Source organism: Chryseobacterium contaminans, from assembly GCF_001684955.1.
GTDB lineage: Bacteria > Bacteroidota > Bacteroidia > Flavobacteriales > Weeksellaceae > Chryseobacterium > Chryseobacterium contaminans.
This window is the reverse complement of sequence record NZ_MAYF01000079.1, coordinates 18,383-31,506: the sequence shown is the minus strand read 5'-3', so window position 1 is coordinate 31,506 and position 13,124 is coordinate 18,383. Positions and strand designations below refer to the sequence as shown.

General features: G+C 37.0%; 8 protein-coding genes. All 8 read left to right on the top strand.

Annotated elements, in window-relative coordinates; genetic code table 11:
• Nucleotides 1-30 precede the first annotated feature (30 nt).
• The 8 genes from BBH99_RS06355 (at nt 31) to BBH99_RS06320 (ending at nt 12,831) form a co-directional block, all read left to right on the top strand.
• Nucleotides 31-861 carry a CPBP family intramembrane glutamic endopeptidase gene (locus BBH99_RS06355; RefSeq protein WP_066693495.1) on the top strand — a complete coding sequence of 277 codons (831 nt, stop codon included), beginning with the start codon at nt 31-33 and terminating at the stop codon, nt 859-861.
• A 29-nt stretch (nt 862-890) separates the two neighbouring features.
• A complete protein-coding gene (gene rdgB, locus BBH99_RS06350; RefSeq protein ID WP_394333781.1) occupies nt 891-1,475 on the top strand; it encodes an RdgB/HAM1 family non-canonical purine NTP pyrophosphatase in 585 nt (194 codons plus the stop codon).
• A 136-nt stretch (nt 1,476-1,611) separates the two neighbouring features.
• Nucleotides 1,612-2,526, top strand: a complete 915-nt coding sequence (locus BBH99_RS06345) for a ribonuclease Z (protein WP_066693528.1) — start codon at nt 1,612-1,614, stop codon at nt 2,524-2,526.
• A gap of 6 nt (nt 2,527-2,532) precedes the next feature.
• On the top strand, nt 2,533-3,303 hold the full coding sequence (locus tag BBH99_RS06340; protein WP_066693492.1) for a TIGR02757 family protein: 771 nt from the start codon (nt 2,533-2,535) through the stop codon (nt 3,301-3,303).
• 11 nt (nt 3,304-3,314) lie between these two features.
• Nucleotides 3,315-3,869, top strand: coding sequence for a DUF1003 domain-containing protein (locus tag BBH99_RS06335; RefSeq protein ID WP_066693489.1), 555 nt, complete (start codon nt 3,315-3,317; stop codon nt 3,867-3,869).
• Between the two features lie 242 nt (nt 3,870-4,111).
• A complete protein-coding gene (locus BBH99_RS06330) occupies nt 4,112-6,436 on the top strand; it encodes a choice-of-anchor L domain-containing protein (protein ID WP_228390752.1) in 2,325 nt (774 codons plus the stop codon).
• A gap of 169 nt (nt 6,437-6,605) precedes the next feature.
• Nucleotides 6,606-10,193, top strand: coding sequence for a choice-of-anchor L domain-containing protein (locus tag BBH99_RS06325; protein ID WP_066693484.1), 3,588 nt, complete (start codon nt 6,606-6,608; stop codon nt 10,191-10,193).
• Between the two features lie 280 nt (nt 10,194-10,473).
• Nucleotides 10,474-12,831: a choice-of-anchor L domain-containing protein gene (locus BBH99_RS06320; protein ID WP_066693481.1), complete on the top strand. Its 2,358-nt coding sequence runs from the start codon at nt 10,474-10,476 to the stop codon at nt 12,829-12,831.
• Nucleotides 12,832-13,124: the final 293 nt, after the last annotated feature.

Below are 13,124 nucleotides of genomic sequence, written 5' to 3'. Positions count from 1 at the left end.
TGTTTCCATAAACTTTTACAGAGAAAAAGAATGGAAAATAGCAGGTATCCGAAGTTTACTTTCACATGGCTGGGCGCTGTTACTTTAGTGGTTGGATTATTTGTGGGAACGATGGCTGTGTCTTTATTCAGTACCTTTTGGAAAGTGGTTTTCAAAGAAAACCTTGAATTGAAAGACTGGTTTCTTATGGTTGCCAATTCTGTAGGATTTGTTACTGCAATTGCTTTCTTCGATTTTTTTATTGTGAGAAGGACTACCCAAAAGAAACTTAATTTTAATCTTTCCTCTGTTAACTTTTCCACTTATCTTCTTATTTTTCCGATGATGGCCGGGATGATGTTTATCTCAGAGTTTACAACAACGCTGATTCCTACAACAGGCCCTTTTTTCGGAGACTTCTATGAATATTTTACTCAGCTTATGAGCTCATTAACAGATAATCCGGTAGTGATGATTATCATGACGGTAATTATGGCTCCTATTTTTGAAGAAATTATTTTCAGGGGGATTATTCAGAAAGGGCTCATAAATAAAGGGGTAGAGCCGTGGAAAGCTATTGTATATGCATCCATTATTTTTGGAATTGTTCACGGAAATCCATGGCAGTTTATCAGTGCTGTGATGCTGGGATGTGTGCTTGGATTAGTATATCATAAAACAAAATCCTTACTGATGCCGATACTCCTGCATGCATTTAATAATCTTACATTGTCATTATTGGTGCTATATGGTAAAGATGAAAGTTTTGCCAAAGTGTTTCATGTTTCAGAATGGCTGATCTTAGCCTTAGGAGCTGTACTTTTTTCTTTATTCTACTATCTTTTTATGAAGAAATATAAAGTACATTACGCTGAAATGTAATCAGCCACAGTTAATAAGTAAAATTGAAAATGAATATAGAAATGGAATTATTGGTAGCTACCCACAATGAGCATAAAAAAGAAGAGATTCAGCAGATTTTAGGGAATGACTGTATTGTGAAAAGCCTTACAGATTATAATATTCACGAAGAAATTGTTGAAGATGGTGATTCTTTCCATGCCAATGCTCTTATTAAAGCCAAATACTGCTTTGAAAAGACAGGAGTTCCTAGCTTGGGTGATGATAGTGGACTTGTTGTAGAGTCTTTAGATGGAAGACCGGGAATATTTTCTGCCCGTTATGCAGGAGATCACGATTTCGCTAAAAATATCGAAAAAGTGTTAGAGGAAATGCAGGGAATAGAAAACAGAAAAGCTTACTTTGTTACTGTTTTATGTTATTATGATGAAAATGGAGCACAATATTTTGAAGGAAGAGTTCACGGAAATCTATTAACTGAAAATAAAGGGTTCAAAGGATTCGGATATGACCCGATCTTTGTTCCTGAAGGATATGACAGAACCTTTGCAGAAATGGAACCAGCAGATAAAAACAAGATCAGCCACCGTAAGCAGGCATTAGATCTGTTTATGGACTTTTTAAAAGTAAAGTAGCCAATATTACAGATAAGTAAAAGCCATTTTTCCTTTATGGAGAAGTGGTTTTTTTTATGCATTTCCTGTTGAAATGTAAAGGGAAAATATATGTTTTAAAAATTCTGTCGTACATTTGTTACAAGAAACTATTGATTTGAGTACTTATTTAACAATATTAGGTTTTAATTCTGCGATTCCGACCATCAATTCCTCGCCCACAGCCCAACTGCTGGAGATGGAAGAAAGACACTTTCTGATCGATTGTGGAGAAGGAACACAGGTACAGCTGAGAAAAGCAAAAGCCAGATTTTCAAAAATTAACCATATTTTTATTTCTCACCTTCACGGAGACCATTGTTTCGGACTTCCCGGACTTATTGCTTCTTTCCGCCTTTTGGGAAGAGAAAATCCATTGCATGTTTATGGTCCGAAAGGAATTAAAAAGATGCTGGAAACTATTTTTCAGATTACAGAAACCCATCGTGGTTTTGAAGTGGTTTATCATGAATTAGATAAAGATTATTCAGAAAAGATCTATGAAGATAATAGAGTAGAGGTGTATACCATTCCTCTGGATCACAGGATCTACTGTAACGGGTATCTTTTTAAAGAAAAACCAAAAGACAGACATCTGAATATGAAGGAAATTGCGAAGTACAGCGAAATTGAATCATGTGATTATCATAATATAAAAGCAGGAAAAGATTTTGTCTTAAGCGATGGTTATGTCCTTAAAAACGAAGTGCTAACTACTGATCCGGCTCCATCCGTATCTTATGCGTTTTGTAGTGATACCCGATATCTGGAAAGTGTTATTCCTATCATTAAAAATGCTACGGTTCTATATCACGAATCTACCTTCCTGCATGATCTGAAGGAAATGGCAGATTATACCGGGCATACCACAGCCCTGGAAGCAGCAACCATTGCACAAAAAGCTCAGGTAGGAAAACTGATCCTTGGACATTTCTCCAACAGATACGCAGATTTAACGGTGTTTACAGATGAAGCAAGAAACATTTTCCCTAATTCATTCCTTCCAAAAGCTCTGGAAAGTGTAAAAATTTAAAAGAATATGTTGAAGTTTGAAGAGCTTAGAAGCTTTCTGGATGAAAAGGCAGACCAATATAACGCTCCTGATTTTATAGAAAATGATCCGATACAGATTCCGCATCGTTTTTCATTAAAACAGGATATTGAAATTGCAGGTTTTTTGGCGGCAACCATTTCCTGGGGTAACAGGAAATCTATCATCAACTCAGCCAATAAAATACTGGATATTATGGGAAATTCTCCTTACGATTTTGTAATGAATTACTCTGAAAAAGATTTGAAAGATATTCAGGATAAAAGCATTCACAGGACCTTTAACGGAGAAGATTTTTCCTATTTTATCAAGCAGTTCAATAGGGTTTATCAAGAAAATGAAAGCCTGGAAGAACTGTTTAAAGTAAAAGAATCTGAAACCAATTTCCAGCATGCCATAGAACGATTCAGAAGCGGTTTTCTTGAACAGGAAAAGCATAGAAGCCATAAACATATCAGTTCACCTTACAAGAACTCTTCCGCCAAAAGAATTATTATGTTTCTGAGATGGATGGTGCGTAAAGACAAACGGGGAGTGGATTTTGGAATCTGGAAAGATATTGATCAGAAATACCTGTCTATTCCGTTAGATGTACATACCGGAAATATCTCAAGAAAGCTGGGATTGCTGGAAAGGACGCAGAATGACTGGAAAACAGTGGAGGAATTGGATATTACCATCAGGAAATTTGATGATAAAGATCCTGCAAAATATGATTTTGCCCTGTTTGGATTAGGAGTAACCAAAGAACTGTTGTAAAAATTAAAAGGATGAAAAAATATAACGAAAAAACAGAAGTTCTGGAAAAAATAGCAGACAGTATAACCTCATGGATAGGATCTATTCAATCCTTGATCGTGCACACCTTGTTGTTTATTACTTCCTTTCTTCTTCCGATGCTGAACATTGTGGATTTTGATAAAATGCTTCTGATCCTTACCACAGTGCTTTCCCTGGAAGCTATCTATCTGGCGATTTTCATTCAGATGTCGGTTAATAAAAGCCACGAAAAAATTGAAGATATCCAGGAGGATATTGAAGAAATCAGTGAAGATATTGAAGATATTCAGGAAGATATCGAGGAAATCAGCGAAGACATTGAGGAGATCAGTGAGGATATTGAAGAGATTAATGAAGATATAGAAGACATCCAGGAAGATATAGAAGAAATTAATGATGAGGAAGATGAGGAAGATCACAATGAAAAAGCCAAAAATGTTATCCTGAAAAGCAATGTGAATTCAAATAAAAATGAAATAAAAGCCTTAAAGGATATTATTGCTCAATTAAGGAATGAGATTGACGAACTAAAAAAAGAAGAATAGGGAATTAGCAAAAAAAATTCTAAAATATAGAAAGACAGATCAATTTTATTGGTCTGCTTTTTTATGATTGAATATCTTTTTATTTGCAATTAGTTTAAAAATAAAATATATTTATTGTGAATTTTTATGTAAAATTGAATAATAAGTGTCTGGAATGCTGATTTGATATTGTTATTTTTGCTACATTTGAACAAAATCAAATTAAAATGTTGCATTATAGATTTAAACACTACTTTTTTCTTTTGGCTTTTTTACTGACTTCTTCTTCTGTATTCTCACAGGTTGGTCCCAGCAGAAAGCCTGCAAAAATAAAACCTACAGGGGCAAGTTTGAAAGCCGGAAACTTTATAGATGTAAATGTACCTCCCTATCCGGCAACAGGTTACTTTCCGGAACAGCTGGTAAAAGATATTCTGATTAATGGAGGAAGTACCTGTACAACAGCAAATATTACTAACGTTACCGTATCTCCTAATCATACAATCTTTGATCCCAATAGATTTTGGGGGTATTTCAACAGAGGAACTGCAAATTTCCCTTTTAAGGATGGAATTGTACTGACTACCGGTTATGCAAAAGATGCAGGAAATGCCTTTAATGATAGTATGAGTAAAGAAACGGGTTCAGAGAGTGATCCTGATCTTGTTGCAGCCACTAACGCTACTGTAGAATTAAAAGATGCAGTATCACTTGAATTTGATTTTGTTCCTAATTCTACTCAGGTAAGATTTAATTATATATTTGCTTCCGAGGAATATTCCGGCGGGTATCCATGTACTGGTTTCTCAGATGCTTTTGCCCTTTTACTGAAAAAAGTGGGAGACCCTACTTATACTAATTTAGCGGTTTTACCTGGAAGTGCAGGGCCCGTGAGCGCTACGAATATTGTTCCGACAGGACCTAACTTTCCTTGTGGCCCAATCAATGAAGCATATTTTGGAGGGATTAATGTCCCGCATTTAGGAATCAATTATGCTGGGAAAACTATTCCTTTGACTGCAATTGCAACTGTAATTCCCGGAGAAACTTATCATTTCAAAATGGTTATTGCAGATGCTAAAGATCATAGCTTAGATTCTGCTGTTTTCCTGGAAGGAGGATCATTTGATATCGGAGTTAAAATTGTAGATGAAACCGGAGCAAATCTGCCTCCTACCATCAATATGTGTGATAATACCCCTAAGACCTTAAAAGCTCATATGGAACTGGTTCCGGGGATGACTTTCCAATGGTATAAAGATGGAGTTTTAATTCCAGGAGCAACCAATATTGCATATATTGCCACTGAGCCGGGAGTGTATTCCATAAAAGTAATGGTCCCTGGAAGTCAGTGTCCGGGAGAAGCTAAAATTACTGTTATTGGAGGAACAAGCCCTACAGTACAGGATGCTGTGCTTAAGCTTTGTACAACTCCTACCGTTACTACTTTTAATTTAGAGACTGCAATCCCAATGATTACTACAACACCGGGAGCAGTAACCCGTTTTTATACTACACTCACAGATGCACAGGCTCAAAATAACAACTATATTAAAAATCCGACTACCTATGACGGAACAGATGGCCAGGTATTGCATGTTCTTGTTACGAATGGAGGGTTTTGTAGCAGAATGGCAACATTAACCCTGCAAAAGGAAGCAACACCGATTGCTGGTCTTAATGTTGCAAAAGTGAAGATCTGTGTAGGAGAATCTGTATTGATGACAGCAACTGGAGGAGTAACCTATGAATGGAAAGATACCGCTTCTGTTACAGATGGAACAAGAACGGTAAGCCCAACGAAAACAACAACGTATTCTGTGTATGCCATCGGAGCTCAGGGATGTAAGTCTGCAAAACCTGCAGAAGTAACTATAGAAGTTGTACCTGCTATTGTTTCTACATTAAAGGGTGGTCATATCTGTGAAGGAGACAGAATTACTTTGGATGCAGGAGCGGGTCCGGAATATACATATGAATGGAATACTGGTGAAAAAACACAGTCTATTTCAGTGAATAAGCCAGGAGAATATACAGTAACCATTAATAATGGAGTATGTTCTAAGGAATTTAAAACACAGGTTATAAAAGCTATTGTTCCTGAAATTATCAATGTTAATTATAATGACAGAGGAACCATGATCCTTACAGCAAGTAATCCTAGTAATGGGATATTGGAATATTCTGTGAATAACGGGCTTACATGGCAGACTTCAAATACGTTTACCAATGTGCCTAAAAATGAAATCATCGCAATTCGTGTTAGAGTGAAAAATACAAGCTGTGTAGGTTTTATTGAGTACTTTACTTTTGTGATGAAAAATGTAATTACTCCAAATGGTGATAATATTAATGATATTATTGATTTCAGAGGAATAATCGGATATAAGAATTTCAGTGGGATGATCTTTGACCGCTACGGAAAAGAAGTGTTCAGGGCTGAAAAAGTAAGGCCATATTGGGATGGCTTTTTCCAGGGGAAACGACTGCCGTCCTCATCATACTGGTATCAGGTTACCTTTGAAGACCCTGCAAGCAAATTACCAACAGTGAAAACAGGTTGGATCCTGCTTAAAAATATAGAATAATTTAAAATGATAATTAAAAGACTGACTGTTTTGTCAGTCTTTTTTTGTGATATTAAAATAAATAAAGTTGATATTCTACGATAAATAAATTTGAATTAGTAATAATGTAAATAATGTTAAATTGAATTTCAATCAAAAAAAATAGTATTTTTGTTTAAAATAATATAAAATGTTAAATAGGAGGAAAGGAAGTTTATTTTTAGTGTTATTTTTTGTTTTTATAGGAAGCTTTATTTTTGCCCAGAACAGAGTGGTGAAAAAAAGTGTGCTCCCCAAAAATAATGGTGCCACTGCCAAATCCGGAGCTTTTATAGATATAAACACTTCCAATTATCCTGAGTCATCTTACAGTATTACTCAGCTTGTAAAGGATGTCCTCATTTCAGGTGGGGGATGTGCCAGTAACAACGTAAGCAATGTAGTGGTATATCCTAATTTACCACCATCTAATCCAAACAGAAGCTGGGGATATTTTAATAAGGCAACTACCGGTTTCCCATTCAATAAAGGGATTATTCTTTCCACAGGATTTGCGAAAAATGCGGGGAATTTTCCAGTTGCAGATCTTAATGATGATCTTGGACCAAGCGGTGATAGTGACCTTGCAGGGGCTTTAGGTATTCCTCCTGATAAACTGAATAACGCTACCTATATAGAGTTTGATTTTGTTGCAATTTCTACTGAAATTACTTTTAAATATTTATTTGCTTCTAAAGAATATCAGGATAACTTCCCATGTAATATTACAGATGGTTTTGCTTTATTTTTGAAAAAAGTGGGAGACCCTACTTATACCAATTTAGCAGTGCTTCCAGGTGGGGCTGGGCCAGTGAGTGTAACGAATATTCGTCCGGGATATCCGAATTGCTCACCTAAGAATGAAGTGTATTACGGTGGTACAAACAGTAATCCTAAAATTGAAACTAATTTTGAAGGTCGTACTATTCCTTTAACTGCAAAAGCAACCGTAGTTCCTGGGCAGACTTACCATTTTAAAATGGTATTAGCTGATTTTCAGGATGCTAATTATGATTCGGCAGTGTTTTTGGATGCGGGATCATTTGATTTGGGAGTAAATATTCTTGGGCCGGGTGGAGTAAAGCTTCCCAACTCAGTAAATATGTGTGATAATGCACCGCAAACATTTACCGCTTCTGTACAGGTGCCTAATGTAACCTATCAATGGTTTTTGAATAATAATCCTATTGCCGGAGCAACCAATGCCAGCTATACAGCAACACAACCTGGTGTATATACAGTTAAAGTGTATATACAGGGAAGTTCGTGTCCCGGAGAAGCAAGTATTACTGTTGTGGGCGGAACTTCTCCTACTGTGCAGAATGCTACATTAACAGCCTGCTATGTTGCGGGAAATGCAACATTTAATTTACCTGTAGCACAGCCTGCAATAAGTACAACACCAGGTGCAACCTTTACTTATTATACAACACAGGCAGATGCAGATGCAGGTAATGCCAATACAATTCCTAATCCTGCAGCTTATCAGAGTGCAGGAGGAAAGGTATATGTAAGAGTGTTGAATGGGTTCTGTGCCAAAGTAGCAGAGCTGACTTTGGTGAAGGCTCCTCAAATGACGGTATCCGTTGTACCTCCTACAGTATTGACTTGTGCCAATTCTCAGATTACACTGGATGCTTCAGCTTCAGTTTATCCCGCCGGAGCAACATTTAACTGGGTTACTACAGGAGGGAATATAGTTTCAGGAGGAAATACTTTAAACCCTGTCATTAATGCACCGGGAACATATACGTTAACAATATCTCAGGTATATCAGCCTGGAAATATTAATTGTACAGCTGTAGGATCAGTAACGGTGACGGGTAATAGTGCTCCGCCTAATCCATCCCTTACAGCTACTAAGTTAAAAATTTGTAAAGGAGAATCCGTAACACTTACCGCTTCAGGAGGGGCAACCTATAATTGGGGTGGCGGTCTTCCCGGGAATGGAAATACACAAACCGTATCTCCCACAGTTACTACAACATATAGTGTAACCGCTATCGGGGCTAATGGATGTGCTTCTCAAACTCCGGCTACTATCACTATTGAAGTGTCCGAACCATTTACAGCACAAAATGCCATATTGCATAAATGTTATCAGCCGGGATTAACGTATAATCTTAAAGAATCAGAGGGGCAGATCACTACAGCAACAGGAGTTACGTTTACCTATTATGTAAACCAAAACGATGCAAATGCCGGTAATGGTAATTTTATTGTAGCTCCTACAAGCTATTCACCTACATCAGCAAACCAGACAATTTATGTAAGAGTGAGTAATGGAGGTTGTAGTTATGTAGTTTCCCTTCAATTACTGAGAACTGCAGAAATAACCTTAACAATAGCTGCACCGCAGACTGTTACCTGTACAACACCTCAAGTTACACTCAATGCATCTGCTTCTGTAGTACCGGCCGGATCTACTATTACCTGGACTACTGTGGGAGGAAGTATTGTGTCTGGGGCTAATACCCTTACTCCTGTAGTTAATGCAGGTGGTACATATACATTAACCGTTACCAATGTATTTCAGCCTGGAAATCTAAACTGTTCATATACTTCAACGGTAACTGTAACTCAGGATACTGTAAAACCGGTTGCAGCGCTTGTGTCATCTCAGTCCCGTATCTGTGAGGGAGAATCCGTAACATTAACAGCTTCTGGCGGAAATACCTATGTTTGGGGCAATGGACTTACAGGTACAGGAAATACACAAACTGTATCTCCAACAGTCACTACAACATATACTGTAACGGCTATTGGAGCTAATGGATGTGCCTCTGCTACACCAGCAACTGTTACCGTTCAGGTAGGGCCACCAATAGCTGGAGTTTCCGCGAATAAAGTTAAAATATGTGCTGGTGAATCTGTTACACTTACTGCTACAGGTGGAGTTACCTATAATTGGGTAGGGCTTACAGGAAATGGAGATACACAGGTGGTAACCCCTACAGTTACAACAGAGTATTCCGTATATGCACTGGGAGGGAATGGATGTAGCTCTGTTGATCCTGCCAAAATAAAAATTGAAGTAGTTCCTGCTATTGTTTCTACATTGGAAAATGTATATGTATGTGCAGGAGATAGTGGAACCCTTGATGCCGGAGCGGGACCAAACTACACCTATCTATGGAGTACAGGAGCTACTACACAGACGATTACTACAAAAATTGCGGGAACATATTCTGTAACCATCAGTAATGGAGTATGCTCTAAGGTCTTTACGGCGCAGCTTATTAATCCTGATCTTCCTGAAATTATCAATGTGGTACATAATAAGAATACCCTTACGCTTACAGCAAGTAATCCAACAGGAGGAACATTGGAATACTCTATAGATAATGGATTGACGTGGCAGGACTCAAATGTATTTGGTGGAGTTTTGGATAATACAATGTATCATTTGATGGTTAGGGTGAAAAATGCAAAATGTGGAACTTCCATAGATTACTTCACCTTTGTATTGAGCAATGCGATTACTCCTAATATGGATGGTAAAAATGATACAATAGACTTTAGCGGAATCAGTGGATATAAAGATTTTGCTGCTTCTATCTTTGATAGATATGGCGCTGAGGTCTTCAAGGCAACCAAAGGAGATGTTATATGGCGAGGGTCTCTGAAAGGAATTAATTTACCTACAGGAACTTATTGGTATAGGGTTCAATGGGAAAATCCTGCAAATAAAAAACTGGAACAACGGTCAGGTTGGATTTTATTGAAAAATAGAAATTAAAATTATTTAAGAAAATATTTAATAAATAGCAAAACCCTTCATTGATGAGGGGTTTTGCTATTTATTGTTTTGTATAAGGATAATATTTTTATTATGTTTTTTTGAATAGTGGTGAATTTTATAAATTATATTTTGAATTTGAATTATCATTTTGTTAAAAATGGTTATATTGTTTATAATTGCTAATTGTTGTTTGAAATGTTGTAGTTTTTTTATAAAAAATATAAATATGTGTATTGTATATTTAAAAAAAAATTAAATTTGTTGAAACAAAAATATTATGACAAGATACCTACCGCTTTGTTTGTTTTTTTTATTTATCTCGAATTTTTCGTTTTCTCAAAATCAACAACCCAGACAGCCCATAAAAAAGCAGGCATCTGCCCAGTCTAAAAAGGCAGGAGCTTTTATTGATGTGAACGCTCCTGGATATCCGGAATCCAGTTTTACAATAGAAAAATTGGTGAAAGATGTATTGATTTCATCAGGAACAAACACTTGTGTTACCCCTAACGTTACCAATGTGAAAATAACCCCTAATCATGCTGTAGGAGAAGCTGATAGAGCCTGGGGATATTTCCATAAAGGAACTACAAATTTTCCTTTTAAAGACGGGATTGTACTTTCTACAGGGTATGCAAGAAAGGCAGGCAATAGTTTTGAAGCCAGTAACAATGATACCAATGGAGGAGGAACTGACAGTGATCTTGCACAGGTTATTGGAGTGCCTGCAGATGATTTGAATGATGCAGTGATTCTGGAGTTTGACTTTGTTCCTACAACCTCTCAAATTAAATTTAATTATTTGATTGCCTCTGACGAATATACAGGGACATTTCCCTGTAAATATGCAGATGCATTTATTATATTATTGAAACCTACAGCAGGCGGCCCTTATACGAACATGGCAGTATTGCCTGGAGGTGCCGGACCGGTAAGTATCACCAACATTCACCCGGCGATAGGAACTTCTTGTGGTGCTGTTAATGAGCAATATTTTGGAGGGTATAATAATCCCAGTGTTGTTACCAATTTTAATGGAAGAACAGTTCCGCTTACAGCTGTTGCAGACGTAGTAGCTGGACAGCAATATCATTTTAAAATGGTTATTGCAGATTATCTTGACAATAGTTACGATTCCGCAGTATTTCTGGAAGGAGGTTCTTTTAATATTGGGGTAGATCTTTTAGGTCCTGGAGGAACAAAATTACCTAGTGACATTAATGTATGTGATAATGTACCTCAGGTGCTTACTGCTTCTGTAAATGATCCCAACCTGCAATACCAATGGTATTATAATGGAACATTGATTCCTAACGCTACAACCAACGTTGTAACTGCCATACAGCCGGGAACTTATACTATTGAAGTAAGTGTTCCCGGAAACCCTTGTCCGGGTAAAGCTTCCATAGAAATTCACGGAGGAACCACTCCGGAAGCACATGATGCTACATTACTGCTCTGCAGCACACCCGATATTACTACTTTTGATTTAAGTACCATTAAACCAACAATTAGCACAACACCGGGAGCTGTATTTAAGTTTTATGAAGATCAAGCAGATGCTTTGGCTGAAAATAATAATTATATCCAGAATATTCTGAATTATGACGGTACTGACGGCCAGATTTTATATGTAGTGGTTTCAAATGGTGGTTTCTGTAGAAAAATAGTTGAATTAAAATTATTTAAAGAAGAGACACCGGTTGCCAAATTAAAAACATCCGCTATACAAATATGCCCGGGAGAAAGTGTAACACTTACCGCTGAAGGTGGAGATACCTATCTTTGGGATAATTTCTCGGGAACAGGCAATATACAAACGGTTACACTACATCAGACTACTGTGTTCAGTGTATATGCAATAGGAGCAAAAGGATGTAAATCCCTTAATCCTGCCACTATACGAATTGAAGTAGTTCCTGAAATTAAAAGTCCGTTAAAAGATGTCGAAATATGTGACGGAGATATTGTAACCCTGGATGCAGGTGCAGGAAAAAATTATAAATATAAATGGAGTACTGGAGCTACTACACAAAAGATAGACGTTGATAAATGGGGAATCTATACAGTTGAAATTGATAACGGATACTGTAAAAAGATCTTCTCAGCTCAAGTGATGGGAGCCGCTATCCCTTATGTGACCGGGGTAGACTATCAGACATCTAAAAAAACACTGACAGTTACTGCAATAAACCCTCCAATGAACAATACTCCAAGTAGTCTTGAATATTCTATTGACCAAGGGATTACATGGCAGGAGTCTAATGTGTTTACCGGACTTCTGGATAATACCAATTATACAATTCTGGTGAGAAGAGTAGGGACTCATTGTATAGGAACTTTTGACTTCTTTACATTACAGATCAATAATTTTATTACCCCTAATAATGATGGGATCAATGATGTCTTGGATCTGAAGTCTTTGGGGCAGTTTAAAAATTTCACAGGTTCTGTTTATGACAGATTTGGAGTTGAGGTGTTCAGGTTCTCAAAAGAAACTCCGGTTTGGGACGGAACTTTACTTGGTAAAAGACTGCCAACTGCAACCTATTGGTATAAGTTTACTTACGAATATCCAAAATCTAAAACTCAGATGAACTGGTCTGGCTGGATCATGTTGAAAAACAGAGAATAATGCACAAAAAAAGCCTTTCAAACGAAAGGCTTTTTTACTTATAAAGCTCCTGTCTAGGAGCTTTTGTTGTATATATAGGTTGGCTTTCAGACCAGCATAAATAAGATCAGGTAAGTTAATTGGGTAAAGAATGATATTAAAAATCCGGAAGCCAATATATTGTTTGTTTTGAGAATATGATATCTGACTATCCATGAGATTACTTTAGAATGCTGGGAAGTATATCTGTTTCTGAAAATTATTTCACCTTTATACTATTCCCTGAAAAAAATAGGAATGCGGTTAATAGCCGG

What these genes read in the sequence shown, in the direction of transcription:
- BBH99_RS06355 (WP_066693495.1), top strand. Translation starts at nt 31, where the DNA reads ATGGAAAATAGCAGGTATCCGAAGTTTACTTTCACATGGCTGGGCGCT.
- rdgB (WP_394333781.1), top strand. Translation starts at nt 891, where the DNA reads ATGAATATAGAAATGGAATTATTGGTAGCTACCCACAATGAGCATAAA.
- BBH99_RS06340 (WP_066693492.1), top strand. Translation starts at nt 2,533, where the DNA reads ATGTTGAAGTTTGAAGAGCTTAGAAGCTTTCTGGATGAAAAGGCAGAC.
- BBH99_RS06335 (WP_066693489.1), top strand. Translation starts at nt 3,315, where the DNA reads ATGAAAAAATATAACGAAAAAACAGAAGTTCTGGAAAAAATAGCAGAC.
- BBH99_RS06325 (WP_066693484.1), top strand. Translation starts at nt 6,606, where the DNA reads ATGTTAAATAGGAGGAAAGGAAGTTTATTTTTAGTGTTATTTTTTGTT.
- BBH99_RS06320 (WP_066693481.1), top strand. Translation starts at nt 10,474, where the DNA reads ATGACAAGATACCTACCGCTTTGTTTGTTTTTTTTATTTATCTCGAAT.